This window comes from Algibacter sp. TI.3.09 (genome assembly GCF_038154905.1).
In the GTDB taxonomy this organism is placed as follows: domain Bacteria; phylum Bacteroidota; class Bacteroidia; order Flavobacteriales; family Flavobacteriaceae; genus Algibacter.
Genome location: NZ_JBAKAN010000006.1, coordinates 84,067 through 109,075, shown reverse-complemented (window position 1 = coordinate 109,075; position 25,009 = coordinate 84,067). Strand labels below are relative to the sequence as shown.

Annotated in this window: 36 protein-coding genes; 1 reads left to right on the top strand and 35 read right to left on the bottom strand. The window is 33.7% G+C overall.

The window, feature by feature from the left end; genetic code table 11:
* Nucleotides 1-70 precede the first annotated feature (70 nt).
* On the bottom strand, nucleotides 71-1,846 hold the full coding sequence (gene argS / locus V6246_RS16270) for an arginine--tRNA ligase (protein WP_341561552.1): 1,776 nt from the start codon (nucleotides 1,844-1,846) through the stop codon (nucleotides 71-73).
* A 460-nt stretch (nucleotides 1,847-2,306) separates the two neighbouring features.
* Between argS and V6246_RS16265 the strand changes: the two genes are divergently transcribed.
* A complete protein-coding gene (locus V6246_RS16265; protein ID WP_341561551.1) occupies nucleotides 2,307-4,379 on the top strand; it encodes a tetratricopeptide repeat-containing sensor histidine kinase in 2,073 nt (690 codons plus the stop codon).
* 2 nt (nucleotides 4,380-4,381) lie between these two features.
* Here the strand turns inward: V6246_RS16265 and ctlX are convergent, their stop codons facing one another.
* The 34 genes from ctlX to rpsJ form a co-directional block, all read right to left on the bottom strand.
* Nucleotides 4,382-5,317: a citrulline utilization hydrolase CtlX gene (gene ctlX / locus V6246_RS16260; protein WP_341561550.1), complete on the bottom strand. Its 936-nt coding sequence runs from the start codon at nucleotides 5,315-5,317 to the stop codon at nucleotides 4,382-4,384.
* Nucleotides 5,318-5,367: 50 nt separating this feature from the next.
* Nucleotides 5,368-6,282, bottom strand: coding sequence for a dimethylarginine dimethylaminohydrolase family protein (locus tag V6246_RS16255; protein WP_341561549.1), 915 nt, complete (start codon nucleotides 6,280-6,282; stop codon nucleotides 5,368-5,370).
* A 68-nt stretch (nucleotides 6,283-6,350) separates the two neighbouring features.
* Nucleotides 6,351-7,637, bottom strand: a complete 1,287-nt coding sequence (locus V6246_RS16250; RefSeq protein WP_341561548.1) for a citrate synthase — start codon at nucleotides 7,635-7,637, stop codon at nucleotides 6,351-6,353.
* A 172-nt stretch (nucleotides 7,638-7,809) separates the two neighbouring features.
* Nucleotides 7,810-9,102 carry a phosphopyruvate hydratase gene (eno, locus tag V6246_RS16245; RefSeq protein WP_159019329.1) on the bottom strand — a complete coding sequence of 431 codons (1,293 nt, stop codon included), beginning with the start codon at nucleotides 9,100-9,102 and terminating at the stop codon, nucleotides 7,810-7,812.
* A 155-nt stretch (nucleotides 9,103-9,257) separates the two neighbouring features.
* Nucleotides 9,258-10,364: a glutamine-hydrolyzing carbamoyl-phosphate synthase small subunit gene (gene carA, locus V6246_RS16240; RefSeq protein ID WP_341561547.1), complete on the bottom strand. Its 1,107-nt coding sequence runs from the start codon at nucleotides 10,362-10,364 to the stop codon at nucleotides 9,258-9,260.
* A 110-nt stretch (nucleotides 10,365-10,474) separates the two neighbouring features.
* Nucleotides 10,475-10,945: a 50S ribosomal protein L17 gene (rplQ, locus tag V6246_RS16235; RefSeq protein WP_341561546.1), complete on the bottom strand. Its 471-nt coding sequence runs from the start codon at nucleotides 10,943-10,945 to the stop codon at nucleotides 10,475-10,477.
* Nucleotides 10,946-11,003: 58 nt separating this feature from the next.
* Nucleotides 11,004-11,996 carry a DNA-directed RNA polymerase subunit alpha gene (locus tag V6246_RS16230; protein ID WP_042505212.1) on the bottom strand — a complete coding sequence of 331 codons (993 nt, stop codon included), beginning with the start codon at nucleotides 11,994-11,996 and terminating at the stop codon, nucleotides 11,004-11,006.
* Between the two features lie 94 nt (nucleotides 11,997-12,090).
* Complete coding sequence (gene rpsD / locus V6246_RS16225) at nucleotides 12,091-12,696, bottom strand: 30S ribosomal protein S4 (RefSeq protein WP_159019326.1); 606 nt, start codon at nucleotides 12,694-12,696, stop codon at nucleotides 12,091-12,093.
* A gap of 193 nt (nucleotides 12,697-12,889) precedes the next feature.
* Entirely contained in the window at nucleotides 12,890-13,273 is a 384-nt protein-coding gene (gene rpsK, locus V6246_RS16220; RefSeq protein WP_042499157.1) for a 30S ribosomal protein S11, read from the bottom strand.
* A 99-nt stretch (nucleotides 13,274-13,372) separates the two neighbouring features.
* Nucleotides 13,373-13,747 carry a 30S ribosomal protein S13 gene (rpsM, locus tag V6246_RS16215; protein WP_042499155.1) on the bottom strand — a complete coding sequence of 125 codons (375 nt, stop codon included), beginning with the start codon at nucleotides 13,745-13,747 and terminating at the stop codon, nucleotides 13,373-13,375.
* 2 nt (nucleotides 13,748-13,749) lie between these two features.
* The gene (ykgO, locus tag V6246_RS16210; protein WP_013305171.1) at nucleotides 13,750-13,866 is read right to left on the bottom strand and encodes a type B 50S ribosomal protein L36; all 117 of its coding nucleotides are present in this window, start codon (nucleotides 13,864-13,866) and stop codon (nucleotides 13,750-13,752) included.
* Between the two features lie 10 nt (nucleotides 13,867-13,876).
* A complete protein-coding gene (gene infA, locus V6246_RS16205) occupies nucleotides 13,877-14,092 on the bottom strand; it encodes a translation initiation factor IF-1 (RefSeq protein ID WP_007094967.1) in 216 nt (71 codons plus the stop codon).
* Nucleotides 14,093-14,100: 8 nt separating this feature from the next.
* Nucleotides 14,101-15,447 (bottom strand): preprotein translocase subunit SecY, encoded by a 1,347-nt coding sequence (gene secY / locus V6246_RS16200; protein WP_074938996.1) that lies wholly within the window; start codon nucleotides 15,445-15,447, stop codon nucleotides 14,101-14,103.
* Between the two features lie 14 nt (nucleotides 15,448-15,461).
* The gene (gene rplO, locus V6246_RS16195) at nucleotides 15,462-15,914 is read right to left on the bottom strand and encodes a 50S ribosomal protein L15 (RefSeq protein WP_042499153.1); all 453 of its coding nucleotides are present in this window, start codon (nucleotides 15,912-15,914) and stop codon (nucleotides 15,462-15,464) included.
* Nucleotides 15,915-15,925: 11 nt separating this feature from the next.
* Nucleotides 15,926-16,108: a 50S ribosomal protein L30 gene (gene rpmD / locus V6246_RS16190; protein WP_042499151.1), complete on the bottom strand. Its 183-nt coding sequence runs from the start codon at nucleotides 16,106-16,108 to the stop codon at nucleotides 15,926-15,928.
* A gap of 11 nt (nucleotides 16,109-16,119) precedes the next feature.
* Complete coding sequence (gene rpsE, locus V6246_RS16185) at nucleotides 16,120-16,644, bottom strand: 30S ribosomal protein S5 (protein WP_042499149.1); 525 nt, start codon at nucleotides 16,642-16,644, stop codon at nucleotides 16,120-16,122.
* Between the two features lie 6 nt (nucleotides 16,645-16,650).
* Nucleotides 16,651-17,007, bottom strand: a complete 357-nt coding sequence (gene rplR, locus V6246_RS16180) for a 50S ribosomal protein L18 (RefSeq protein WP_159019325.1) — start codon at nucleotides 17,005-17,007, stop codon at nucleotides 16,651-16,653.
* Between the two features lie 10 nt (nucleotides 17,008-17,017).
* On the bottom strand, nucleotides 17,018-17,560 hold the full coding sequence (gene rplF / locus V6246_RS16175) for a 50S ribosomal protein L6 (RefSeq protein WP_341561545.1): 543 nt from the start codon (nucleotides 17,558-17,560) through the stop codon (nucleotides 17,018-17,020).
* A gap of 18 nt (nucleotides 17,561-17,578) precedes the next feature.
* A complete protein-coding gene (rpsH, locus tag V6246_RS16170) occupies nucleotides 17,579-17,977 on the bottom strand; it encodes a 30S ribosomal protein S8 (protein WP_042499143.1) in 399 nt (132 codons plus the stop codon).
* A gap of 70 nt (nucleotides 17,978-18,047) precedes the next feature.
* Entirely contained in the window at nucleotides 18,048-18,317 is a 270-nt protein-coding gene (gene rpsN / locus V6246_RS16165) for a 30S ribosomal protein S14 (protein ID WP_159019323.1), read from the bottom strand.
* 3 nt (nucleotides 18,318-18,320) lie between these two features.
* Nucleotides 18,321-18,872: a 50S ribosomal protein L5 gene (gene rplE, locus V6246_RS16160; protein ID WP_159019322.1), complete on the bottom strand. Its 552-nt coding sequence runs from the start codon at nucleotides 18,870-18,872 to the stop codon at nucleotides 18,321-18,323.
* A gap of 2 nt (nucleotides 18,873-18,874) precedes the next feature.
* On the bottom strand, nucleotides 18,875-19,186 hold the full coding sequence (gene rplX, locus V6246_RS16155; protein WP_341561544.1) for a 50S ribosomal protein L24: 312 nt from the start codon (nucleotides 19,184-19,186) through the stop codon (nucleotides 18,875-18,877).
* Between the two features lie 16 nt (nucleotides 19,187-19,202).
* Nucleotides 19,203-19,571, bottom strand: a complete 369-nt coding sequence (rplN, locus tag V6246_RS16150) for a 50S ribosomal protein L14 (protein WP_042499135.1) — start codon at nucleotides 19,569-19,571, stop codon at nucleotides 19,203-19,205.
* A 2-nt stretch (nucleotides 19,572-19,573) separates the two neighbouring features.
* On the bottom strand, nucleotides 19,574-19,831 hold the full coding sequence (gene rpsQ, locus V6246_RS16145; protein WP_034043311.1) for a 30S ribosomal protein S17: 258 nt from the start codon (nucleotides 19,829-19,831) through the stop codon (nucleotides 19,574-19,576).
* Nucleotides 19,832-19,843: 12 nt separating this feature from the next.
* Nucleotides 19,844-20,035 (bottom strand): 50S ribosomal protein L29, encoded by a 192-nt coding sequence (gene rpmC / locus V6246_RS16140; protein ID WP_159019320.1) that lies wholly within the window; start codon nucleotides 20,033-20,035, stop codon nucleotides 19,844-19,846.
* A 13-nt stretch (nucleotides 20,036-20,048) separates the two neighbouring features.
* Nucleotides 20,049-20,468 (bottom strand): 50S ribosomal protein L16, encoded by a 420-nt coding sequence (gene rplP, locus V6246_RS16135; protein WP_042499131.1) that lies wholly within the window; start codon nucleotides 20,466-20,468, stop codon nucleotides 20,049-20,051.
* A 20-nt stretch (nucleotides 20,469-20,488) separates the two neighbouring features.
* On the bottom strand, nucleotides 20,489-21,217 hold the full coding sequence (gene rpsC, locus V6246_RS16130) for a 30S ribosomal protein S3 (protein WP_042499130.1): 729 nt from the start codon (nucleotides 21,215-21,217) through the stop codon (nucleotides 20,489-20,491).
* A 9-nt stretch (nucleotides 21,218-21,226) separates the two neighbouring features.
* The gene (gene rplV, locus V6246_RS16125; RefSeq protein WP_159019319.1) at nucleotides 21,227-21,634 is read right to left on the bottom strand and encodes a 50S ribosomal protein L22; all 408 of its coding nucleotides are present in this window, start codon (nucleotides 21,632-21,634) and stop codon (nucleotides 21,227-21,229) included.
* A gap of 6 nt (nucleotides 21,635-21,640) precedes the next feature.
* Nucleotides 21,641-21,919, bottom strand: a complete 279-nt coding sequence (rpsS, locus tag V6246_RS16120; protein WP_042499126.1) for a 30S ribosomal protein S19 — start codon at nucleotides 21,917-21,919, stop codon at nucleotides 21,641-21,643.
* Nucleotides 21,920-21,922: 3 nt separating this feature from the next.
* A complete protein-coding gene (gene rplB / locus V6246_RS16115) occupies nucleotides 21,923-22,750 on the bottom strand; it encodes a 50S ribosomal protein L2 (protein WP_042505216.1) in 828 nt (275 codons plus the stop codon).
* A gap of 10 nt (nucleotides 22,751-22,760) precedes the next feature.
* Nucleotides 22,761-23,051, bottom strand: coding sequence for a 50S ribosomal protein L23 (gene rplW, locus V6246_RS16110; RefSeq protein ID WP_042499124.1), 291 nt, complete (start codon nucleotides 23,049-23,051; stop codon nucleotides 22,761-22,763).
* A gap of 5 nt (nucleotides 23,052-23,056) precedes the next feature.
* Complete coding sequence (gene rplD, locus V6246_RS16105; protein ID WP_042499122.1) at nucleotides 23,057-23,686, bottom strand: 50S ribosomal protein L4; 630 nt, start codon at nucleotides 23,684-23,686, stop codon at nucleotides 23,057-23,059.
* Entirely contained in the window at nucleotides 23,686-24,303 is a 618-nt protein-coding gene (rplC, locus tag V6246_RS16100) for a 50S ribosomal protein L3 (RefSeq protein WP_042499120.1), read from the bottom strand. The genes rplD and rplC overlap by 1 nt, the downstream gene beginning before the upstream one ends.
* A 389-nt stretch (nucleotides 24,304-24,692) precedes the next feature.
* Nucleotides 24,693-24,998 carry a 30S ribosomal protein S10 gene (gene rpsJ, locus V6246_RS16095; protein ID WP_007650482.1) on the bottom strand — a complete coding sequence of 102 codons (306 nt, stop codon included), beginning with the start codon at nucleotides 24,996-24,998 and terminating at the stop codon, nucleotides 24,693-24,695.
* Nucleotides 24,999-25,009 lie beyond the last annotated feature (11 nt).

Sequence of the window (25,009 nt, the reverse complement as noted above, 5' to 3'; positions counted from 1 at the left end):
AAAATCGGCTTTTCTTTAAAGGAAAGCCGATTTTTTTTTAATCTATAATATATCTTCTCAAATCTTGATTCTACATGCGTTCTGGAACTTGAATCCCTAATAGTGAAAAAGCATTTTTTATAGTGTTTGCAACCGTGTTTGATAGTTGTACTCTCAATTGTTTTTCAACCTCGTTATCTGCACCTAAAATAGATACATTTTGATAGAATGAATTAAACTCCTTAACCAAATCGTAAGTATAATTAGCAATTAAAGCAGGACTGTGTTGTTCGGCCGCACTTTGTATAACTTCTGGAAATAATTGAAGTTGCTTTATTAATTCTTTTTCTTTTGGATGTAAATCCGTGTTTTTCAAATCTGAATTTTCTAATTCTGCTTTTCTTAAAATAGATTGAATTCGAGCATAAGTATATTGAATAAAAGGCCCTGTGTTTCCTTGGAAATCGATAGATTCTTTAGGATCAAAAAGAATACGTTTTTTAGGATCAACTTTTAAAATATGATATTTTAATGCGCCTAAACCAATTGTTTTATAAAGTTCTTGCTTCTCTTCATCAGAGTAACCGTCAAGTTTTCCTAATTCTTCAGAGATTTCTCCAGCCGTTTTAGCCATTTCTTCAACCAAATCATCGGCATCAACAACAGTTCCTTCACGACTTTTCATTTTTCCGCTAGGTAAATCTACCATACCATAACTTAAATGATATAAATTCTTTGCCCAGTCGAATCCTAATTTCTTCAGAATTAAAAACAACACTTTAAAGTGATAATCTTGCTCGTTTCCTACGGTGTAAACCATACCGCCAACATCAGGAAAATCTTTAATACGTTGTATAGCTGTACCAATATCTTGGGTCATGTAAACAGCAGTACCGTCCGATCGTTGTACAATTTTCTTATCTAGCCCGTCTTCTGTTAAATCACACCAAACCGATCCATCTTCTTCTTTAACAAATACGCCAGATTTTAATCCTTCCTCAACAAATTCCTTTCCTAATAAATAGGTATTGCTTTCGTAATATAAGGTATCAAAATCTACTCCCAAATTCTTGTAAGTAACATTAAAACCATCGTAAACCCAGCTATTCATTTCCTTCCAAAGCTTAACCACTTCATCATCGCCAGCTTCCCATTTTAAAAGCATACTTTGAGCTTCCAATAAAATAGGTGCGTTCTTCTTAGCTTCTTCTTCAGAGCTTCCTTTGCTAATTAAGTCTTGAATTTCTTTTTTATACTCTTGGTCGAATTTTACATAATAGTTCCCAACCAATTTATCACCTTTTAATCCTGTAGATTCCGGCGTTTCACCTTCGCCAAACTTCTGCCAAGCCAACATACTTTTACAAATATGTATACCACGATCATTTATAATTTGAGTTTTATATACTTTTTTTCCCGAAGCTTTTAAAATTTCGGCTACACTGTAACCTAAAAGGTTATTTCTAACATGGCCAAGGTGTAATGGTTTATTCGTGTTAGGTGAAGAATACTCAACCATAACTGCCTTCTCTCCTGCCGTTGGAGCTACCAAACCATATGCCGATGCTTCTTTTACTCCATTAAAGAAATCTATAAAATACGAATCGCTAATTTCAATATTTAAAAAACCCTTAACAACATTAAAAGCCTTTACAATGCTAACATTATCGACCAAATAATTCCCGATAGTTTCGCCAATTTGAACTGGATTTCCTTTTACAACGCGTAACATAGGAAAAACAACTACCGTAATATCTCCAGCAAATTCTTTTCTTGTTGCCTGAAATTCTACAGTTTCTAATTCTACTTTATATGAAGATAAAACAGCTTGTTTTACTTGATTTGATAAGGTTTCTTGAAGATTCATGTCTTGTAACTTTAAGTCCGCAAAGATAAAATTTTTATTTATGCCTAATTGTAAAAACTTGTCTTAATATACAAAAGTAAAAACGAGATGTTTGACACGAAAAAAGAAAGATTATTTGTAAGCATAACCCTATGTTTTTAAAGGGATTACTAAGAAAAGGGCTCTAAAATAATTAGTCATATAAATTGTATTTCATCAGTATTTATGGCTTTTTAACTATTCGTCGAATATTCGAAAAAACTTAAGTCGTATTTCATCTAATATATTGGCAATAAGCCCTAAAAATTAGATTATAAACATGGTTTTTATAAAATTAGCAACGTAATGCTATTACAACAAAAAATAAATTAATTTTTATAATACCTAACCAACAGTTCTCTAGTAGCCAAAACAACGATAACCGCTCTCAATACTACACGGTTGTTTTATAGTTTAGCTTAAAAGTGATTGTGACGTTTTTATGAGGAAAATAATCACGGCTTTTCTATTTTTTACTATGTTTCTTGGTTTCTCGCAAACCAAAGAAATAGATAGTCTGTTTATTGAACTTGCTTTTCAAAAACAAGACTCGACTAAGGTTGTTCCCTATTTACATTTAATTAAATCGCTTTATGCTCTAAAAGAGTATGATAGAGGTATGAAATATGTTCAGGCTAGTGAAAAACTATCCTATTCTTTCAACTACCAAAAAGGTATTGCCGAAACTACATTTTACAAAGCATTGTATTATGCAGAAAAGAACGACTACATCAATGCCATAAGTGGCTTTGCGAAAGCGAAAAATTTATTTGTAGAACAGCGAGATACTATTGCTGTTGCTAAAGTGCACAACAGTATTGGCACATTAGAAAGTAACCGTGGTAACTTCACTAAAGGTATAGAACATGCTTTAGCGGCAACAAAAACACTTGAGCATAGTGATTTACAAGAAGAGCTTAGCGTAGCATACAATACTTTAGCCGAAAGCTATTACCACACAAACGCACAAGATCTCGCTATAACTTACAACATAAAAGCTTTAGCACTACAGGAACAATTAAAAGACTCTAGCGGCGTAAACAGTACTTATCAAAGACTTTCTGATCTTTATTTTAAAAAGGAAGAACATAAAAAATCTATATTTTATTTTGAAAAGTTACTGAGTCTAAATGAATATTCAGATACATTAAGAGCGTCAATATACCCTAAATTAGGTGGTGAATATTTAGCTATTAAAAACTATGATAAGGCAACAAATTACCTAATCAAAGGGTACAACTTAAACCGTGCAAGTAATAACAAGCGCAATTTACTTACCGTATTAAACAATCTTGGTGATTTAAACTTGCAGAAAAACCGATTAAAGACTGCTAAAAATCAACTTCTTGAAGCTGGAGAAATTGCAAAAAACTTAAACAATAAACAGGAGTTACTTAAACAATACAAGTTAATGAAGGCCGTAGATTCCACACAACGGAATTTCTATAACGCTTTTATTTGGCAAGGTAAATATTATGAATTAAAGGCAGACTTAAACGTTCCTGTTGAAGTCGTGCAAGCTCCTGTAACGAGTCCAACTACAATAAACTTTGCTACTCAGGTTAATGATACATTAACGTCTTCAAACTTAGCACAAGACAACAAAGATGTTGATGAAAGCGCTTCAGGTAGTCGATTAAAATTTAATCACTATAATTTCTATGTGTATTTCTTAGTATTCGCACTTTGTATTGCCATTTTGATTTTAATATTCCTTTATATTAAAGGAAGTAAAAAAACTAAAAGAACAGCAGAGTTAGAAGAAAAAAACACTTTAATTGAATTAGAAAACGCTGCTTTATTAGAAGAAACACAAAACCTTGAAAATGTAATAAATGTAAAAGATAAATTGTTCTCAATTATCTCTCACGATTTAAAAGATTCGCTATCATCTATAACTGGTTTTATCAATTTACTAAAAGATGGTTCTTTAACAAAAGAAGAGTTCGACGCCTTAATCCCTGAGTTAAGTGAAAATGCAAACAACGCATCACTGCTCCTTTTTAATCTATTAAACTGGTCTAAGTCTCAAATGCAATCTTTAGAGCCTAAGCCAACCCTATTTGATGTTCAGGAAGTCTTTAAAGACAAAGTGCAACTTATTGAACAAAGAATGGAGAAAAAGGGCATTACTTTAATGAACAATTCGCTTCGTGATTTCGCTTTCGCGGATAGAAGCATGTTTGAAATAGTAATACAAAATCTATTAGCCAATGCGCTTAAATTCTGTAAAAAAGGTGATGTTATTAGTATTACTAACCATATAAATAATGGAAGTTGTATTGTGAGTATTGCCGATACTGGTATTGGAATTCCTGAAGAAAATATTAATAAACTCTTTAAAAGCACACCATTTACAACCTCTGGTACAAATAATGAAAAAGGCACAGGCTTAGGCTTACCTATTTGTAAAGAACTAGTTGAACTGAACAACGGTAAAATTTGGGTAGAAAGCATGGTGAACGTGGGTACAACATTTTACATTCAATTACCCAAATCGAAACCAGAAGAATAAAACTAAGCTTTTGGTAGAAATACTTCGGCCATCATGCAGCGAGCGCTACCACCACCACAAAATTCAATAGTACTCAAAGAACTCGATAGTATTTTAGTGTGTTGTTCTATAGTATTTATTTGTTGTTTTGTTAAGCTATCATAAGCCGACTGACTCATTATTAAGTACGAGGTATCACCACTTCCTTTTACCTGAAGCATATTGCCCGCAAAATTATTAACCTGATCTTCTGAGATATCGATAATAGTTTTTCCGTCTTCTTTTAAATGCTTTAACACATTTTTGCGTTCCTTTTTATCATCAATACTGCTTAAACAAATTACCGCAAAAGTTTCACCAACACACATCATTACATTTGTATGATAAATAGCTTTCCTATTTCCTTCAACAGTTTGATTCGCATTAAAAATAACAGGAAAAAATTCAAAGTCTTCGCAGAATTCTATAAATAAATCTTCATCGGCTCTTGGAGATAACGCACAATAAGCCTTACGATTTACACGATCTAAAATTACACTTCCAGTTCCTTCTAAAAAAATATCTTCATCTTCCGCTGTTGTATAATCTATAACGTTATTTATTACAAATCCATTTTCTTCGAGAGTTTCCAAAATATCTTCACGACGCTCTACACGACGGTTTTCGGCAAACATAGGATATAATCCAACATTCCCGTTTTCGTGAAATGACACCCAATTATTAGGAAAAATAGAGTCTGGCGTATCGGTATCCTCGGTATCATTAACCACAATTACGTTTACCCCAATGTTTCTTAATTTATCAACGTAAATATCGAATTCCTGCTGAGCTTTTGCATTAACTGTTTTAGGTAAAGTATTTTCTAAATCCTTTTGGTAATAATTATTTACGGCCGTTTGCTCATTCATCCTAAAATTAACCGGACGAATCATTAAAATTGTATTTGTTGTTTGTTGCATAACGTATTACGGTTGTATTACAAAAGTATTATAATTGTATAGTTGAAAATTTAATCTCTAATTAAAGGCATAGTTGTACAGCGCAACAAGCCTTCTTGTTTACTTATTTCGGCATAAGGTACTTCTTCAACAGTGAAGCCTTCAGACCTTAACCAAGTATTTAAACGTGTGAAGTTTTTTTCTGAAATAATAACATCTTCGGAAATTGAAAACACATTACTATTCATTTGATACATTTCATCTTTAGTGATTTCAAAAACATTATCCTTTCCGAAGAAATCTACTAACCATTGATATTCTTTTTCAACTAAAAAACCATTTTTATGAATGATAGCTTTTCCTTTTCCTATCGGTTGAAAACAACAATCTAAATGCAGAGCGTTTTCTTTGGCATTAGTATTTGATTTTCTAAGCTCAAAAGATTTTACTGTTTTTTCTGGAAACAATTCCTGTATGGCAATAACAGCATCCATATTGGTGCGCGCTGTAATTAGATCTGGATAATCTTCTCCAGAGTACGTACCAATAAAAATATAATCGTTCCACGGCATGACATCACCACCTTCAACATGGCAATCTTCTGGCAGAATAATTCTATTACTTATATCTATTTGATCGCAGATATATTGAATAGCTTCTACCTCTTCTTCTCTATCTGGTAAAATATTAGCTCTTATTATTTTATCTTCAATTACAAAAGCAATATCTCTAGAGAATATTTGATTACAATTTTCAATAACTTCTGGTCGATAAACTTTTACATCATACTTTTTAAAAACCGCTAAAACGGCATCCATTTCAGCAATCATATCAGCTTCTTTTGGGTAAGTACCAGATAATACATGCTCCACACTTTTGGGATCATAACAATCTTCTACAGCCGGCACAGGACCATTACTTTTAGCTATTCCTAAAATAACAGCGCGAAGTTTAGATGTTTCGTTTTTAACATTAAGTTTTATCATGTTGTAAATATAAAAAAGGTCTATAACAATTAAGTTATAGACCTTTCTTTATTTTATAAAAGACTATTTTATCTTTCCTCTAAAGGTTTAAAACCTCTTAAAGTTTCACCTACATATAATTGTCTTGGACGACCAATTGGTTCTTTCTTTAAACGCATTTCACGCCATTGTGCGATCCAACCTGGTAAACGACCTAATGCAAACATTACTGTAAACATATCTGTTGGAATTCCCATACCTCTGTATATAATTCCTGAATAGAAATCTACGTTCGGGTATAATTTTCTATCAACGAAATACGGATCTTCTAAAGCTTCTTTTTCAAGACCTTTTGCAATATCTAAAATAGGATCTTCTACACCTAAATCTCCTAATACTTCATCGGCAGCAACTTTAATTATTTTTGCACGTGGATCGAAGTTTTTATAAACACGGTGACCAAAGCCCATTAAACGGAAAGGATCTTCCTTGTCTTTAGCTTTTGCCATATACTTTTTAGTATCTCCACCATCAGCTTTAATACCTTCAAGCATTTCTAAAACAGCTTGGTTAGCACCTCCGTGAAGTGGACCCCAAAGTGCAGAAATACCAGCAGAAATAGAAGCGAACAATCCGGCGTGAGATGAACCTACAATTCTTACTGTAGATGTAGAACAGTTTTGTTCGTGATCTGCATGTAAAATTAATAATTTATCTAAGGCATTTACTAAAATTTTACTTTGAGTATACTCCTCGTTAGGCTCTTTAAACATCATTTTTAAGATGTTTTCAACATAACCTAAGTTTTTATCTCCATAATCAAGTGGTAATCCACTCTTTTTACGCATTGTCCATGCTACTAACACAGGGAATTTACCTAAAAGACGTACTACAGATTGGTACATATCTTCTTCAGAATCTACATTAACACAACTTGGATTAAAAGCTGTTAACGCACTTGTTAAAGATGATAACACTCCCATTGGGTGTGCTGATTTAGGGAATGCATCTAAAATTTTATGAACATCCTCGTCAACTATAGAGTTTTTCTTGATATCATCATGAAACTTATCAAGTTGAACTTTGTTTGGAAGCTCTCCAAAGATTAAAAGAAATGCAACTTCTAAGAAGTCTGCTTTTTCAGCTAACTCTTCAATAGAATACCCTCTATATCTTAAAATACCTTTTTCACCATCTAAAAATGTAATGGCACTTTCACACGATCCTGTATTTTTATAACCTGGGTCTATTGTTGTTACACCACCAGTAACGCTTCTAAGCGTTTTAATATCCATGGCTACTTCATTTTCTGTTCCTGTTATTAACGGGAACTCGTGTTTTTTGCCGTTTATTTCTAGTATAGCTTTATCTGACATAATTTTTTTAAAAAGTTTTAATTTAAGTTGCGCTAATTTACGAAATATCTATTTATTTATTTGAGAATATCGCAAACGATTTCGTCGATTTAAGAATTATTAACATGTATAGGAAATAAAAAAGCGATTATTAAAAAATAATCGCTTTTTACTCATAAACTTAAAATGAAGTTTACTTTATTTTGAATGCATTTTCTTGAGGAAAATAAGCTACTTCACCTAACTCTTCTTCAATACGAAGTAATTGGTTGTATTTAGCCATACGATCACTACGAGACGCAGATCCTGTTTTAATTTGTCCTGTGTTTAATGCTACTGCTAAATCTGCAATAGTGTTATCTTCAGTTTCACCAGAACGGTGAGACATTACAGAAGTGTAACCAGCATTGTGTGCCATATTTACAGCTGCAATAGTTTCGGTTAAAGTTCCAATTTGGTTTACTTTAATTAAAATTGAATTTGCAATACCTTCTTTTATACCACGAGATAAACGCTCTACGTTAGTTACAAATAAATCATCACCAACTAATTGAACTTTATCACCAACTAATTCAGTTAAGTATTTCCAACCTTCCCAATCGTTTTCATCCATACCATCTTCTATAGAGATAATTGGATATTTAGATACTAATTCAGCTAAATATTCTGCTTGTTCTTTAGAAGTTCTTACAACTCCTGAATCACCTTCGAATTTTTTATAATCGTAAACACCATTTTCAAAAAATTCTGCAGAAGCACAATCTAAAGCGATTTTTACTTCTTCACCATATTTGTAACCAGCGTTTTCAACAGCTTTTGCAATAGTTTCTAAAGCATCTTCTGTTCCACCTGCTAAGTTTGGAGCAAAACCACCTTCATCACCAACAGCAGTACTTAAACCTCTGTCATGTAATACTTTTTTAAGGTTATGGAAAATTTCCGTTCCCATTTGCATAGCGTGTGTAAAGTTTTTAGCTTTTACAGGCATAATCATAAATTCTTGAAATGCAATTGGAGCATCACTATGAGAACCACCGTTAATAATGTTCATCATTGGCAATGGTAACGTATTAGCAGAAACACCACCTACGTAACGGTATAATGGTAAACCTAGCTCTCCAGCTGCAGCTTTAGCTACTGCTAAAGACACACCTAAAATGGCATTGGCTCCTAATTTAGATTTGTTTGGAGTTCCGTCTAACTCAATCATAATCTTATCGATTAGATTTTGTTCAAATACAGAAACACCTAATAATTCTTGAGCAATAATAGAATTTACATTGTCAACGGCTTTTAAAACACCCTTTCCCATGTAAGCATCACCACCATCTCTTAACTCAACAGCTTCATGTTCTCCTGTGGACGCTCCTGATGGTACAGCAGCTCTTCCTAAAACATCATTTTCTGTTACAACATCTACTTCAACAGTAGGATTTCCTCTAGAATCTAAAATTTGTCTAGCGTGAATATTAATTATTATGCTCATAAGTTTGTTTATTTTAATCTTTTAATTATTTCAAATTTACGGTTAAATCTTGTTATTTTTTATATGTTTTAGAAGAAATTTGTAAAAACATATCTACAACGTTTTAGTAAAAGAAAACCCCAAATAATCGGTTGACTATTTGAGGTTTCTTAAAATTATTTATTCTTAATATTTTCGATAAACTGATCGAAAAGATAATCTGAATCGTGTGGTCCAGGACTTGCTTCAGGATGGTATTGTACAGAAAAACAGTTTTTATTTTTCATTGCCAAACCAGCTACTGTATCATCATTTAAATGTAAGTGTGTAATTTCTAAATCGGCATTTGCTTCAGCCTCTTCTCTATTAACAGCAAAACCATGATTTTGAGAGGTTACTTCTCCTTTACCTGTTTTAATATTCTTTACAGGATGGTTAATCCCTCTATGTCCATTATGCATTTTATATGTAGATACTCCGTTTGCCAAAGCAATGACTTGGTGTCCAAGACAAATACCAAATAAAGGTAAGTCTCTTTTTATAATTTCTTTAGCTACTTCTTGAGCTTCTACTAATGGTTCTGGATCACCAGGTCCATTAGACAAGAAATAACCATCAGGGTTAAAGGCTTCCAATTCTTCAAACTTAGCATTGTAAGGAAACACTTTTATGTAAGCATCTCTCTTAGCTATATTTCTAAGAATATTCTTTTTGATACCAATATCCAAGGCAGCTACTTTATAAGTTGCATTTTCATCTCCGAAGAAATAAGGTTCTTTTGTTGATACTTTAGAAGCTAACTCTAAACCCTCCATATTAGGCTGCTCTGCCAATTGCTTCTTTAAACCTTCAACATTATCCACTTCGGTAGAAATAACAGCATTCATAGCTCCGTTGTCACGAATATAACTTACTAAAGCACGTGTGTCAACATCAGAAATAGCTAATAGATTATTCTTCTCTAAAAACTCTTCTAACGAACCATCAGAGTCTTCTCTTGAATACTCATAACTAAAGTTTTTAACAATAAGTCCTGCTATTTTAATAGAATCGGACTCCACTTCATTGTCATTAGTACCATAATTACCAATATGTGCATTGGTGGCAACCATTAATTGACCGTAATACGATGGATCGGTAAAAATTTCTTGATAACCGGTCATTCCAGTATTAAAACATACTTCTCCAAATGCAGTGCCTTGCTTGTTTGCTACTGCTTTACCGTAAAAAATGGTACCATCGGCTAATAAGATGATGGCTTTTTGTCTTTTTTGATATTTCATATAGTTGAGATAAAATTCCTTACATAAGGAACAAAAGTTTTACAAATTTGCGCAAAAAAAAGGATAAACTAAAATAGTTTATCCTTAATATATTAAATGCTTATTAACATTTATTCTTCTTCGTTTGATGCTTTAGTCTCAACAGGAGCAGCTTCTGGCTTAGAACCACCTCTTCTACTTCTTCTTGTTGTTTTCTTCTTAGCTTTATCAGCGTTGTAAATCTCGTTGTAATCAACAAGTTCTATCATTGCCATATCAGCATTATCACCTAAACGATTTCCAAGTTTGATAATTCTTGTATATCCACCTGGTCTATCACCGATTTTCGCAGCAACATCTCTAAATAATTCTGCTACAGCATCCTTTTGTCTTAAACGAGCCATCACAATACGTCTGTTATGTGTTGTATCTTCTTTAGACTTAGTAATCATTGGTTCAACAAATTGCTTTAAAGCTTTTGCTTTTGCAACCGTTGTGTTAATACGTTTATGCTCTATTAAAGAACAAGCCATATTAGCTAACATTGATTTTCTGTGGGCAGTTTTTCTACCTAAGTGGTTTATTTTTTTTCCGTGTCTCATGACATTTGTGTTATCATCTTGCTACTAAACTCGACATCGAGGAGCAAAATATGATTAATTAATCTTTATCTAATTTATATTTGCTTAAGTCCATTCCGAAGTTTAAACCTTTAACATTTACAAGCTCTTCAAGCTCAGTTAAAGACTTCTTACCGAAGTTTCTGAATTTCATTAAGTCATTTTTATTGAAAGATACTAAATCACCTAAAGTATCTACTTCAGCAGCTTTTAAACAATTAAGAGCACGTACCGATAAATCCATATCGATTAACTTAGTTTTAAGTAACTGACGCATATGAAGAGATTCTTCATCATAAGTTTCAGTTTGTGCAATTTCATCAGCTTCTAATGTGATACGCTCATCAGAGAATAACATGAAGTGGTGAATTAATGTTTTAGCGCCTTCCGTTAAAGCGTCTTGTGGAGTAATTGATCCATCGGTAATGATTTCGAAAACTAATTTTTCATAATCAGTCTTTTGCTCAACACGATAGTTTTCAATACTATACTTAACATTCTTTATTGGTGTGTAAATTGAATCAGTAAAAATAGTTCCAATTGGTGCAGAAGCTTTCTTATTTTCTTCAGCAGGAACATATCCTCTACCTTTTTCAATTGTAATTTCCATATTAAAATTAACTTTTGGATCTAAGTTACAGATAACTAACTCTGTATTTAATACTTGAAAACCAGAAATAAACTTCTGAAAATCACCAGCTGTAATTTTATCTTGACCAGAAATTGAAATAGAGATAGACTCGTTATCAATATCTTCAATTTGTCTTTTAAAACGAGCTTGTTTTAAGTTTAAGATGATTTCTGTTACATCTTCCACTACTCCAGCAATTGCTGAAAACTCATGATCTACACCTTCTATTCTAACAGATGTGATAGCAAAACCTTCTAAAGAAGATAATAAAACTCTTCTTAGTGCATTACCTACTGTTAGACCGTAACCTGGTTCTAATGGTCTGAATTCGAATTTACCTTCGAAATCAGTAGAATCAATCATGATTACTTTGTCAGGTTTCTGAAAATTAAATACTGCCATATTGTTCTTCGTTTTAATTGTTACTTAGTTGCGCGATTTAAAAGTATGAAGAAGACTAATAAATCCTTTGGCCAAATACCAATATAATTAATTATTATTTAGAGTATAATTCGACGATGAATTGCTCATTGATGTTTTCTGGAATCTGAATTCTAGCAGGAACAGAAACGTAAGTACCTTGCATAGTAGCAGTATTCCAAGTAATCCATTCGAATACTTGACTTGAGTTTGAAAGAGATCTATCAATCGCTTCAAGTGATTTAGATTTTTCTCTAACAGCAACAACATCTCCAGCTTTTAATGAGTAAGAAGGTATGTTTACCAATTCACCATTAACTGTAATGTGTCTGTGAGATACTAATTGTCTAGCACCACTTCTTGTTGGAGCAATTCCCATTCTAAATACCACGTTGTCTAATCTAGACTCGCAAAGTTGTAATAAAACTTCACCTGTAATACCTTGAGCAGCTCTTGCTTTCTTAAATAAACCTCTAAATTGACGCTCTAAAATACCATAAGTATATTTAGCTTTTTGTTTTTCCATTAACTGGATTGCGTATTCAGATTTTTTTCCACGACGTCTAGCGTTTCCGTGTTGTCCTGGAGGATAGTTTCTTTTTTCAAAAGATTTATCTTCTCCAAAAATTGCCTCGCCAAATTTACGAGCTATTTTAGTTTTAGGACCAGTATATCTTGCCATAATAAATTGATTTTAAGAGTGATTATGAATTAAGGTCTTAATCTTATCCTTCGATAATCGTTGATCTCCCGTATTGATACTTGTTAATAATTTCAGTTTGCAAATTTACACAAAAAATTAATACCACCTACATACGAGGTGATATTAATTTTTCTATACTTGCTTCATCTAAAGCACGCTATTTAAAACGTGATTAAACTCTTCTTCTTTTCGGAGGACGACATCCATTATGTGGTAATGGTGTAACATCAATAATTTCTGTTACTTCAATACCTGCATTATGAATAGAACGAATAGCAGATTCTCTACCATTTCCTGGTCCTTTAACATAAACCTTTACTTTCTTTAAGCCAGCTTCAGTTGCTACTCCCGCAGCATCTTCAGCAGCTAATTGAGCTGCATAAGGTGTGTTTTTTTTCGACCCTCTAAATCCCATTTTACCAGCAGAAGACCAAGAAATTACGTCTCCTTTTTTGTTGGTAAGTGAAATAATGATGTTATTGAAAGAAGCTGTAACGTGTGCTTCTCCAACTGCATCAACAATAACTTTACGTTTTTTTGTGCTTGTTTTTGCCATTTTCTTTTAGCTTTTAGTTTTAGTGATAGTCGCTAGAATCCTAAACTATTATAATTTCAAACAGATTCCTTCCAACGTCTAAATACCAAAGACTAATTATTATTTAGTTGCCTTTTTCTTGTTAGCAACAGTTTTTCTTCTACCTTTTCTGGTTCTAGAGTTGTTCTTAGTACGTTGTCCTCTTAATGGAAGACCAGATCTATGACGAATACCTCTGTAACATCCAATATCCATTAATCGCTTAATGTTTAATTGAGTTTCAGAACGTAATTCACCTTCAATTGTAAATGTACCAACAGCATCACGAATGGCTGCTATTTGGTCATCATTCCAATCTTGAACTTTAATACTTTCATCAACTTTAGCTTCAGCTAAAATCTCTTTTGATCTACTTCTACCTACTCCGTAGATATAAGTTAAGGAAATTACTCCTCTTTTGTTTTTCGGTATGTCTACACCTGCAATTCTTGCCATAATTACCCTTGTCTTTGTTTAAATCTAGGATTCTTTTTGTTTATCACGTAAAGTCTGCCTTTTCTGCGCACGATCTTGCAATCTGCACTTCTCTTTTTAACTGATGCTCTTACTTTCATCGTATTCGTATTAGTATCTATAAGTTATTCGAGCCTTAGTTAAATCATAAGGACTCATTTCTAATTTCACTTTATCACCTGGTAATAACTTAATGTAATGCATACGCATTTTACCAGAGATGTGTGCTGTCACAATGTGACCGTTTTCTAATTCCACTCGGAACATCGCATTAGATAATGCTTCAATAATTGTTCCGTCTTGCTCTATTGCTGCTTGTTTTGCCATAGTATATATTAAGCTACTGCTTTTCTATTTTTACCTGTCTTCATCAAACCATCATAATGTCTATTTAACAAATAAGAATTTATTTGTTGCATAGTATCAATCGCAACACCCACCATAATTAATAATGATGTTCCTCCGAAAAATAAAGCCCAACCTTGTTGAACTCCCATAAGCTTAACAATAAAGGCTGGGAATACAGCTAAAAGTGCTAAAAATATAGAACCCGGTAAGGTAATTTGAGACATTATTTTATCTAAGTATTCAGATGTTTCAGACCCTGGTCGTATACCTGGAATAAATCCACCGCTACGTTTTAAATCGTCTGCCATCTTGTTTGTTGGAACCGTAATTGCAGTATAAAAATATGTAAAAACAATTATTAATAAAGCAAATGTAACATTGTACCAAAAACCGAATATATCAGAATAATTAGTTTGCATCCATATTCCGGTTGCAGTTTCTTTTAAGAATGAAGAACCACCTATTAAACTAGGAACAAACATTATAGCCTGTGCAAATATAATTGGCATTACACCAGATGCATTAAGCTTTAACGGAATGTATTGTCTTGATCCAGCCATAGCAGCTTTTTCATAACCTCCTGTTGCTGTTCTTCTAGCATATTGTACGGCAATTTTTCTAACTCCCATAACCAACATAATAGAACCAAGGATTATTACAAACCAAATTACTAATTCAAAAAGAATAAGCATTACGTTATTCCCTTCTAATCTAGTAGCTGCATTTTGTAAAAAAACTTGTGGTAATCTTGCGATAATACCAACCATTATTAAAAGAGATATACCATTACCAATACCTTTATCTGTAATTTTCTCTCCTAACCACATAGCGAATATACAACCAGTAACTAGAATTGATACAGATGAAAAATAAAATAATGGACCTTGCCCTAGTAAGAATGCGCTTTCAGGAATACCTAAAGCTGGTAAACTAGCTAAATATCCAGGAGCTTGTAACAAACAAATTGCAATTGTTAACCAACGCGTAATTTGAGTGATTTTCTTTTGACCACTTGCGCCTTCTTTTTGAAGCTTTTGCAAATAAGGAATTGCAATCCCCATTAACTGAACAACAATAGAAGCCGAAATGTAAGGCATGATACCTAAAGCAAATACCGAAGCATTAGCAAAAGCACCACCAGTAAAGGCATTAAGAATCCCTAATATTCCACTATCTGTCTTATCAGCTAAACTACCTAATAGCGTAGCATCAATTCCAGGTAAAACTATTTGAGCTCCAAAACGATAAACCAATAACAGACTTAATGTAATAAGAATTCTGTTTCTTAGTTCCTCTATTTTCCAAACATTTTTTAACGATTCTATAAATTTCATACTTAAAATAAGTCTTATAAAGTTACAGCTTCTCCTCCAGCAGCTTCAATAGCAGCTTTTGCTGAAGCAGTAAACTTATGAGCAGTTACTTTTAATTTTGCTTTTAATTCTCCACGTCCTAAGATCTTAACTAAATCGTTCTTATCTACTAAACGGTTTGTGAATAATGTTTCAAAATCAACTGTACCTTCAATTTTCTTGTCATCAACCAATTGTTGCAAAGTATCTAAATTGATACCTTGGTGTTCAATACGGTTAATATTTGTAAAACCAAACTTAGGAACACGTCTTTGAAGAGGCATTTGACCACCTTCAAAACCTAATTTCTTAGAATATCCAGAACGAGACTTAGCACCTTTGTGACCACGTGTAGCAGTCCCACCTTTACCAGAACCTTGTCCACGACCTATTCTTTTTCCTTGATTTTTTACTGAACCTTCTGCAGGTTTTAAATTACTTAAATCCATTTTCAGTTATATTATTTTGTTTCTTCAACAGAAACTAAATGTGAAACTTTAGCAACCATACCAAGAATATTTGGTGTAGCCTCATGCTCTTTTACCTGACCAATCTTTTTAAGACCAAGAGCTTCTAAAGTTCTTTTTTGTCTTAGCGTACGATTGATTGCGCTTTTAACCTTTGTTACTTTAATTTTTGCCATCTCTGTCGTTATTAAGCGTTAAAAACTTGTTGAAGTGAAATACCTCTATCTCTTGCAATGGCATTCGCATCTCTTAATTGTAATAAAGCATCAAAAGTTGCTTTTACTACGTTATGAGGGTTTGAAGATCCTTGAGATTTAGATAATACATCGTGAATACCAACGGCCTCTAATACTGTACGTACAGCACCACCAGCAATTACACCTGTACCAGGAGCAGCAGGAATAATATTTACTCTTGCTCCACCAAATTTACCTTTTTGTTCGTGAGGTAAAGTTCCTTTAATGATAGGAATTCTAACAAGGTTTTTCTTAGCATCTTCGACAGCTTTTGCAATTGCACTAGCAACATCTTTAGATTTACCTAAACCTTGTCCTACAACACCAGCTTCATCACCAACCACAACAATTGCCGAGAAACCAAATGCTCTACCACCTTTAGTTACTTTAGTAACCCTTTGCACACCAACTAAACGATCCTTAAGATCTAATCCACCTGGTTTTACTAATTCTGCGCTTTTATATTTTTTGAACATAATTTCTTAAAATTTAAGTCCTGCGGCTCTAGCGCCATCAGCTAATGATTTAATTCTTCCGTGGTATAAATATCCACCTCTATCAAAAGCAATAGTTTCAACACCCGCTTTTAAAGCTTTTTCTCCTAATGCCTTACCAACTAGTTCAGCGATTTCAGATTTATTACCTTTTGCAGCACTTATGTCTTTATCTCTAGAAGAAGAAGATGCTAACGTTTTACCGTTTACATCATCAACTACCTGAGCATAAATTTCTTTATTACTTCTATAAACAGCTAATCTAGGTCTAGCTTCTGTTCCAGAAACTACCTTGCGAATTCTGTTTTTTATTCTTAGTCGTCTTTCGTTCTTTGTCAATGCCATAACTAAATTATTATGCTGATTTACCAGCTTTTCTTCTTAATACTTCACCAACAAACTTCACACCTTTTCCTTTATAAGGCTCTGGTGGTCTAAATCCGCGTATCTTAGCAGCTACTTGACCAACTAATTGTTTATCGAATGATGTTAATTTTATAATTGGGTTTTTCCCTTTTTCTGAAACTGTTTCAACTCTTACTTCTTCAGCAATGTTTAAAACAATATTATGAGAAAATCCTAAAGCTAAGTCTAATTTTTGTCCTTGGTTTGATGCTCTGTAACCTACACCAACTAATTCTAATTCTTTAGTCCAACCTTTAGATACACCTTCTACCATGTTATTCATTAAAGATCTATATAAACCATGTTTGGCTTTTTGATCTTTAGAATCTGAAGAACGTGCTACCATCACATTACCATCTTCTACCTTAATTTCGACAGAATCGTAATTTTGTGTTAATTCACCTAATTTCCCTTTTACAGTTACTACGTTATCTTTAACGTCAACTGTTACACCTTCTGGAATGGCTACTGGATTATTTCCTATTCTTGACATTTCTTTCTGGTTTAAAAATTAGTGAACGTAACATAATACTTCGCCACCTACATTATCTCTTTTGGCCTGTTTACCTGTCATTACTCCGTGAGAAGTAGAAACAATAGCAACACCAAGTCCATTTAAGATTCTAGGCATATCATTAGAACTAGCATACTTACGTAAACCAGGAGTACTAATACGTTGAAGTTTTTTGATTACTGGCTCTTTTGTCTCTTTGTTGTACTTAAGTGCTATTTTAATAGAACCTTGTACAGAAGAGTCATCGAACTTGTAACTTAAAATATATCCTTGTTCGAATAATATTTTAGTGATGTCTTTTTTTAAATTAGATGCTGGAATCTCTACCACTCTGTGGTTAGCACGCACCGCGTTTCTAATTCTTGTCAAATAATCCGCAATTGGATCTGAGTACATAATGAATTGATTTTGTGATTTTGGTTTTCAACGTTGGTGTTGAACCTTAAATCCGATTATTTAAATAATATTACCAACTAGCTTTTCTTACACCTGGGATAAGACCTTGATTGGCCATCTCTCTAAATGTTACACGTGATAAACCAAAAGTCCTCATGTATCCTTTTGGTCTACCTGTTAATTTACATCTATTATGTTGACGAATAGGAGATGCATTTTTAGGTAACTTTTGTAATGCTTGGTAATCTCCAGCTTCTTTTAAAGCCTTACGTTTCTCAGCATACTTTGCTACTGTCTTTGATCTTTTTACCTCACGGGCTTTCATTGATTCTTTAGCCATATCTTAGTTCTTTTGAAAAGGTAATCCTAATTCGGTTAATAATGATTTTGCTTCTTTATCAGTTTCGGCAGTCGTTACAAATGTAATATCCATTCCCGAGATTTTATTAACTTTATCAATATTTATCTCTGGAAAAATAATTTGTTCAGTAATTCCTAAATTGTAATTACCACGTCCATCAAATCCTGTAGCCTTAATTCCGTTGAAATCTCTAACACGTGGAAGTGCAGAAGTAACTAAACGATCTAAAAACTCGTACATACGCTCTCCACGTAAAGTAACTTTTGCCCCAATTGGCATACCTTTACGTAATTTGAACGTTGCAACATCTTTTTTAGATAATGTCGAAATAGCTTTTTGTCCGGATATAGTACCTAACTCTTCTACTGCGTAGTCGATTAGTTTCTTATCTGCAACAGCAGCACCTACACCTTTAGATATTACTATCTTAGTCAGTTTAGGAACTTGCATTACATTTTTATATCCAAATTCGTCTGTAAGAGCTGCAATTACTTTGCTTTTATACTCTTCTTTAAGTCTTGGTGAATATGCCATAACTATATTACTTCATTAGATTTTAATGAAAATCTTACTTTTTTATCGCCTTCTACTCTGTAACCAACTCTCGTTGCTTCTCCTTTCGAAGTTAGCAAAGATAAGTTAGAAATATGAATAGCTGCTTCTTTTTCTACGATTCCTCCTTGAGGATTTTGTGCACTTGGTTTAGTATGTTTCTTAACCATGTTTACACCCTCAACAATCGCTTTGTTCTTTTCTATTAATACTTTTTGAACAACACCTTCAGATCCTTTGTGATCTCCAGCATTTACTCTTACAGTATCTCCAGTTTTTATTTTAAGCTTTCCCATCTTAATATTTTCTGTATTAAAGCACCTCTGGTGCTAATGATACAATCTTCATGAATGATTTATCACGAAGCTCTCTAGCAACAGGACCAAAAACACGTGTTCCTCTCATCTCACCCGTTGGGTTTAATAAAACACATGCGTTATCATCAAATCTTATATAAGATCCGTCTGGTCTTCTTACTTCCTTCTTTGTACGCACAACAACTGCCGTAGAAACTGCTTTTTTCTTAATGTTTCCATTAGGAGTTGCATCTTTAACAGAAACAACTATTTTATCTCCTACAGAAGCATATCTCCTTTTAGTTCCTCCTAAAACACGGATAACTAAAACTTCTTTTGCTCCGGTGTTATCTGCTACTTTTAATCTTGATTCTTGTTGTAACATAATTATTTAGCTCTTTCTAGGATTTCTACTAATCTCCAACATTTAGATTTAGATAAAGGTCTTGTCTCCATGATCTTTACTTTATCACCAATATTACAGTCGTTTGTTTCGTCGTGTGCTACGTACTTTTTCGTTTTTAATACGAATTTTCCATACATAGGATGTTTTACTTTTTTAACTTCTGCAACAACTATTGATTTTTGCATTTTGTTACTAGTAACAACTCCTATACGTTCTTTTCTTAAATTTCTTGTTTCCATCTTTCAGCAGAATTATTGTAATTCTCTTTTAGTTAATTCGGTCGCAATTCTAGCTACAGCTCTTCTTATAGAACGTAATTGAATTGGATTTTCTAAAGGAGATATTGCATGAGCCAATTTTAGGTCTGAATAACTCTTTTTTGTTTCACCAAGTTTCTCTTGTAACTCAGCTACAGATAATTCTTTAATTTCTGATTGTTTCATAATATCAAATAAATTATGCTTCGTAATCTCTAGCGATTAAAAACTTAGTTTTTACAGGTAGTTTCTGTGCTGCTAAACGTAATGCTTCTTTTGCAACGTCTAAAGGCACTCCACCTATTTCAAATAATACTCTTCCTGGCTTAACAACAGCTACCCAATATTCAACGGCACCTTTACCTTTACCCATACGTACTTCAAGAGGTTTCTTTGTAATAGGCTTGTCTGGAAATATCTTTATCCAAAGTTGCCCTTCTCTTTTCATGTAACGTGTAGCTGCGATACGTGCTGCTTCAATTTGACGTGATGTTAAAAAATTCGAGTCTAACGATTTTATTCCAAAAGTTCCACTTGAAAGTTGGTGCCCTCTTCCGGCATTACCTTTCATACGTCCCTTTTGTTGCTTACGAAATTTTGTTCTTTTAGGCTGTAACATTTTTCTTTATTTATAAAAAATTACTTTCTACGACGAGGTTTGTTGTCTCTGTTTCCGCCACGTCCTCCGGCTCCACCTTTTCCTTGCTTCTTAGATAATCCAACAAGCGGAGAAAGTTCTCTTTTACCATATACTTCACCTTTCATGATCCATACTTTTACACCCAATCTACCATAAGTAGTGTGTGCCTCAACTAAAGCATAATCAATATCGGCTCTAAAGGTTGATAAAGGAATACGTCCTTCTTTGTAGTGTTCTGAACGTGCCATCTCTGCCCCGTTTAAACGACCACTAATTTGGATTTTAATCCCTTCAGCATTCATACGCATAGTAGCAGCAATAGCCATCTTAATTGCACGTCTGTATGAAATTCTATTTTCAATTTGACGAGCGATGCTTGATCCTACTAAAAATGCATCAAGTTCAGGTCTTTTGATTTCAAAAATATTGATCTGAACTTCTTTTTCAGTAATTTTCTTAAGTTCTTCTTTTAACTTGTCTACCTCTTGACCGCCTTTACCAATGATGATACCTGGGCGAGCCGTTGTGATAGTAACGGTTACAAGTTTAAGAGTTCTTTCGATAATTACTCTACTAACACTAGCTTTAGATAAACGCGCGTGAACGTATTTTCTAATTTTATCGTCTTCGGCAAGCTTATCTCCATAATCATTACCTCCGTACCAGTTAGATTCCCATCCTCTGATAATACCTAAGCGATTTCCGATTGGATTTGTTTTTTGTCCCATACTTCTATCTTAGCTTTGTGTGTTATTTTTTGCTCCAACAACGATTGTTACGTGGTTTGAACGTTTTCTAATTCTGTGTGCACGACCTTGAGGTGCTGGACGTAATCTCTTTAACATAGATCCGCTGTCAACAGTTATTTCCTTTACAATCAATTCAGCCTCTTCTAAATTAGCTTCTTCGTTTTTAGCTTGCCAGTTTGCAATTGCAGACAGTAACAATTTCTCTAAACGTCCAGAAGCTTCCTTTTGGTTGAATCTTAAAATATTAAGTGCATGTTCTACCTTTTCGCCTCTTACTAAATCGGCTACTAAGCGCATTTTTCTCGGTGATGTAGGACAGTTATTAAGTTTAGCAAAAGCAACGTGTTTTTTTGCTTCCTTAATAGCGTCTGCCATTTGTTTTTTACGACTTCCCATAGCTTACTACTTTTTACCTTTATTTTTAGCACCTGCATGTCCACGGAATGAACGTGTTGGTGAAAATTCTCCTAATTTATGACCTACCATGTTTTCAGTAACGTATACTGGAACAAATTGACGGCCATTGTGTACTGCGATAGTTTGCCCAACGAAATCTGGAGTTATCATACTTGCTCTAGACCAAGTTTTGATAACCGTTTTCTTGTTAGACTCAACATTAACAGCTACTTTCTTTTCTAACTTATAATGAACGTAAGGTCCTTTTTTTAGTGATCTTGCCATGTCTTATTTCTTTCTACGTTCTACAATATATTTATTACTTGCTTTAGTCTTAGAACGAGTTCTGTAACCTTTAGCTGGTATACCATTTCTAGAACGAGGATGTCCACCTGAAGATTTACCTTCACCACCACCCATTGGGTGATCGACTGGATTCATTACTACTGGTCTAGTACGTGGTCTTCTACCTAACCATCTAGTTCTACCTGCTTTACCACCTACTAATAATTGGTGATCAGAGTTAGATACAACACCGATAGTTGCCATACAGTTAACAAGAATTAACCTTGTTTCACCAGAAGGTAATTTTACCGTAGCAAATTTACCATCTCTTGCCATTAATTGAGCAAAAGCTCCTGCACTACGCGCCATAACAGCACCTTGACCAGGACGTAACTCTAAACAAGAAATTATAGTTCCTAATGGAATTTCACTTAATGGCATTGCATTTCCAATTTCTGGAGCAATACCTTCTTTACCAGATACTACATTTTGCCCAACCTGAAGTCCATTTTGTGCAATAATGTATCTCTTCTCGCCATCTTGATAGTTCAATAATGCAATAAAAGCTGTTCTGTTTGGATCGTATTGAATTGAAGCAACTTCACCAGGAATCCCAGCTTTGTCTCTTTTAAAATCGATAATACGATACTTTCTTTTATGACCACCACCAATGTAGCGCATAGTCATTTTTCCTTCACTGTTTCTACCACCAGATCTTTTGTTCGGAACGAGTAAACTCTTTTCCGGCTTATCAGTAGTAATGGCATCATATCCATTTACTACTCTAAATCGCTGTCCTGGGGTGATTGGTTTTAATTTTCTTACTGACATTTGTCTTTAATTACATGTTACTGTATAAATCAATCATTTCACCTTCCGCCAGTTGTACAATTGCTTTTTTAACAGCATTTGTTTTACCATGTTGAATACCAGTTTTAGTAAACTTGGTACTACGATCTGGACGGACATTTATAGTACGAACTTTTTCAACAGAAACACCATAAGCAGCTTCCACCGCTTTTTTGATTTCTACCTTGTTCGCCTTAGTCTTCACTGAGAACGTATAGCAGTTTCTCAACTCGCTATTAGCTGTCGCCTTTTCTGTGATTATAGGTTTAATTAAGATACTCATTGTTTCTATTTACTTAAGTTTGTTTGAATTCCTTCTAAAGCGCCTTCTAAAAGGATCACTTGATTTGCATTTAATATTTTATAAGTGCTTATTTCTGAAGAAGTTATTACCTCAGAGCCTTTTAAATTACGAGATGACAAATATACGTTTTTATTAGCCTCACCCAATACAAACAGTGACTTTTTGTTCTCTAAATCAAGAGCTTTTAAAACAGCTGTGAAATTTTTAGTTTTTGGTGACTCAAAATTAAAGTCTTCTAAAACTACAATTGATTTCTCTCCTGCTTTAATACTTAGTGCTGATTTACGAGCTAGTCTTTTAAGGTTTTTATTAAGTTTAAAGCTGTAATTTCTTGGTCTTGGACCGAACATACGACCACCACCTTTGAATACACCAGACTTAATAGAACCTGCACGAGCTGTACCAGTCCCTTTTTGCTTTTTAATCTTACGAGTAGATCCAGAAATCTCAGCTCTTTCTTTAGCCTTGTGAGTTCCTTGACGTTGGTTTGCTAAATATTGTTTAACATCCAAGTATACTGCGTGATTATTAGGCTCAATAGCAAACACATCGCTAGAAAGGTCTGCCTTTCTACCTGTGTCTTTTCCGTTTATATCTAAAACTGCTACTTTCATTATTTTCTAATAATTACATAAGAGTTTTTATGGCCAGGAACACATCCCTTAACCACAAGTAGATTCTTTTCAGCAACTACTTTTAAAACTTTTAAATTTTGAACTTTAACTGTGTCTCCACCCATTCTACCTGCCATTTTCATGCCTTTAAAAACACGAGCAGGGTAAGATGCAGCTCCAATAGACCCTGGCGCTCTTAAACGGTTATGTTGACCGTGAGTAGCTTGACCTACACCACCGAAACCATGACGTTTTACAACACCTTGAAATCCTTTACCTTTTGATGTACCAGCTACGTCAACAAATTCGCCTTCAGCGAAATGATCAACAGTGATTGCATCACCTAATTTGTACTCCGAATCAAAACTTTTGAATTCAACGATTTTGCGTTTCACAGAAGTACCCGCTTTTTTAGCATGACCTAAGTCAGCTTTAGTAGCGCTTTTTTCTGTCGCGTCATCGAAACCAAGTTGAATAGCTTCATAGCCGTCAACCTCTTCAGTTCTGACTTGGGTAACGATACATGGTCCAGCTTCGATTACTGTACAAGGAATATTTTTCCCGTTTTCATCGAAGATGCTGGTCATACCGATTTTCTTTCCAATTAACCCAGACATATTTAATTATTTATTAATGATTTACTATTTATTAAAAACATTTAAGGCTGAAAATACGTTTCAGCCTTGAAGTGTATTTTTACCGTTTTTCCCGCAACCGCATTGGTGGGACATGTAAACATGAAGCAAAACTCCATATTTTGAGCATGCAAATGTAGAGTTTTATTTCGGTTTAAAAAAATGATTTTCAATTAATTCTGTATAAAAACGTAATAACCATATAATTAATACTTTTTGGTTCAAAATCGAATATTTGAATCATTCCTATAAAACATCGTAAAACCTCATGAAACCAATGTTAATTTTAGATTTCAAAAAAAAACATCAGGATAAAAAATTATCCTGATGCCTTTAATATTTATCTATACAAGTCTAAACTTGTAATCGAATTATACCTTAATCTCTACTTCAACACCACTTGGTAACTCTAATTTCATTAAAGCATCAATGGTTTTAGAAGATGAAGAGTAAATATCTAATAATCTCTTGTAAGAGCTTAATTGAAATTGTTCTCTAGACTTCTTGTTAACGTGAGGTGAACGTAAAACAGTGAAAATTTTCTTGTGTGTTGGTAATGGAATTGGACCAGTTACAACAGCACCTGTACTTTTTACGGTTTTTACAATCTTATCAGCAGACTTATCTACTAAGTTATGATCGTAAGACTTTAATTTAATTCTAATTTTTTGACTCATTTTCTTAACTT

Excerpts from the sequence above, each read along its gene's own strand:
- rplP (WP_042499131.1), bottom strand. The coding sequence starts at position 20,468 with ATGTTACAGCCTAAAAGAACAAAATTTCGTAAGCAACAAAAGGGACGT.
- rpsD (WP_159019326.1), bottom strand. The coding sequence starts at position 12,696 with ATGGCAAGATATACTGGTCCTAAAACTAAAATAGCTCGTAAATTTGGC.
- rplF (WP_341561545.1), bottom strand. The coding sequence starts at position 17,560 with ATGTCAAGAATAGGAAATAATCCAGTAGCCATTCCAGAAGGTGTAACA.
- rpsN (WP_159019323.1), bottom strand. The coding sequence starts at position 18,317 with ATGGCTAAAGAATCAATGAAAGCCCGTGAGGTAAAAAGATCAAAGACA.
- rplX (WP_341561544.1), bottom strand. The coding sequence starts at position 19,186 with ATGGGAAAGCTTAAAATAAAAACTGGAGATACTGTAAGAGTAAATGCT.
- rpsE (WP_042499149.1), bottom strand. The coding sequence starts at position 16,644 with ATGTTCAAAAAATATAAAAGCGCAGAATTAGTAAAACCAGGTGGATTA.
- rpsK (WP_042499157.1), bottom strand. The coding sequence starts at position 13,273 with ATGGCAAAAACAAGCACAAAAAAACGTAAAGTTATTGTTGATGCAGTT.
- rpsQ (WP_034043311.1), bottom strand. The coding sequence starts at position 19,831 with ATGGAAACAAGAAATTTAAGAAAAGAACGTATAGGAGTTGTTACTAGT.
- rplB (WP_042505216.1), bottom strand. The coding sequence starts at position 22,750 with ATGTCAGTAAGAAAATTAAAACCAATCACCCCAGGACAGCGATTTAGA.
- eno (WP_159019329.1), bottom strand. The coding sequence starts at position 9,102 with ATGAGCATAATAATTAATATTCACGCTAGACAAATTTTAGATTCTAGA.
- rpsS (WP_042499126.1), bottom strand. The coding sequence starts at position 21,919 with ATGGCAAGATCACTAAAAAAAGGACCTTACGTTCATTATAAGTTAGAA.
- rplV (WP_159019319.1), bottom strand. The coding sequence starts at position 21,634 with ATGGGAAGTCGTAAAAAACAAATGGCAGACGCTATTAAGGAAGCAAAA.
- V6246_RS16265 (WP_341561551.1), top strand. The coding sequence starts at position 2,307 with ATGAGGAAAATAATCACGGCTTTTCTATTTTTTACTATGTTTCTTGGT.
- rpsH (WP_042499143.1), bottom strand. The coding sequence starts at position 17,977 with ATGTACTCAGATCCAATTGCGGATTATTTGACAAGAATTAGAAACGCG.
- infA (WP_007094967.1), bottom strand. The coding sequence starts at position 14,092 with ATGGCAAAACAAGCAGCAATAGAGCAAGACGGAACAATTATTGAAGCA.
- ykgO (WP_013305171.1), bottom strand. The coding sequence starts at position 13,866 with ATGAAAGTAAGAGCATCAGTTAAAAAGAGAAGTGCAGATTGCAAGATC.
- carA (WP_341561547.1), bottom strand. The coding sequence starts at position 10,364 with ATGAAATATCAAAAAAGACAAAAAGCCATCATCTTATTAGCCGATGGT.
- rplC (WP_042499120.1), bottom strand. The coding sequence starts at position 24,303 with ATGTCTGGGTTAATTGGAAAGAAAATCGGTATGACCAGCATCTTCGAT.
- rpmD (WP_042499151.1), bottom strand. The coding sequence starts at position 16,108 with ATGGCAAAAATTAAAGTAACAAAGGTTAAAAGCGCAATCAATCGTACG.
- argS (WP_341561552.1), bottom strand. The coding sequence starts at position 1,846 with ATGAATCTTCAAGAAACCTTATCAAATCAAGTAAAACAAGCTGTTTTA.
- rpsJ (WP_007650482.1), bottom strand. The coding sequence starts at position 24,998 with ATGAGTCAAAAAATTAGAATTAAATTAAAGTCTTACGATCATAACTTA.
- rplW (WP_042499124.1), bottom strand. The coding sequence starts at position 23,051 with ATGAGTATCTTAATTAAACCTATAATCACAGAAAAGGCGACAGCTAAT.
- rpmC (WP_159019320.1), bottom strand. The coding sequence starts at position 20,035 with ATGAAACAATCAGAAATTAAAGAATTATCTGTAGCTGAGTTACAAGAG.
- rplR (WP_159019325.1), bottom strand. The coding sequence starts at position 17,007 with ATGGCATTGACAAAGAACGAAAGACGACTAAGAATAAAAAACAGAATT.
- V6246_RS16230 (WP_042505212.1), bottom strand. The coding sequence starts at position 11,996 with ATGGCAGTATTTAATTTTCAGAAACCTGACAAAGTAATCATGATTGAT.
- rpsM (WP_042499155.1), bottom strand. The coding sequence starts at position 13,747 with ATGGCAAGAATTGCAGGTGTAGACATACCGAAAAACAAAAGAGGAGTA.
- V6246_RS16255 (WP_341561549.1), bottom strand. The coding sequence starts at position 6,282 with ATGATAAAACTTAATGTTAAAAACGAAACATCTAAACTTCGCGCTGTT.
- rplN (WP_042499135.1), bottom strand. The coding sequence starts at position 19,571 with ATGTTACAACAAGAATCAAGATTAAAAGTAGCAGATAACACCGGAGCA.
- ctlX (WP_341561550.1), bottom strand. The coding sequence starts at position 5,317 with ATGCAACAAACAACAAATACAATTTTAATGATTCGTCCGGTTAATTTT.
- rplE (WP_159019322.1), bottom strand. The coding sequence starts at position 18,872 with ATGGCATATTCACCAAGACTTAAAGAAGAGTATAAAAGCAAAGTAATT.
- rplO (WP_042499153.1), bottom strand. The coding sequence starts at position 15,914 with ATGGATTTAAGTAATTTAAAACCTGCAGAAGGTTCAGTAAAAAATCAA.
- V6246_RS16250 (WP_341561548.1), bottom strand. The coding sequence starts at position 7,637 with ATGTCAGATAAAGCTATACTAGAAATAAACGGCAAAAAACACGAGTTC.
- secY (WP_074938996.1), bottom strand. The coding sequence starts at position 15,447 with ATGAAATTTATAGAATCGTTAAAAAATGTTTGGAAAATAGAGGAACTA.
- rplQ (WP_341561546.1), bottom strand. The coding sequence starts at position 10,945 with ATGAGACACGGAAAAAAAATAAACCACTTAGGTAGAAAAACTGCCCAC.
- rplD (WP_042499122.1), bottom strand. The coding sequence starts at position 23,686 with ATGAAAGTAGCAGTTTTAGATATAAACGGAAAAGACACAGGTAGAAAG.
- rpsC (WP_042499130.1), bottom strand. The coding sequence starts at position 21,217 with ATGGGACAAAAAACAAATCCAATCGGAAATCGCTTAGGTATTATCAGA.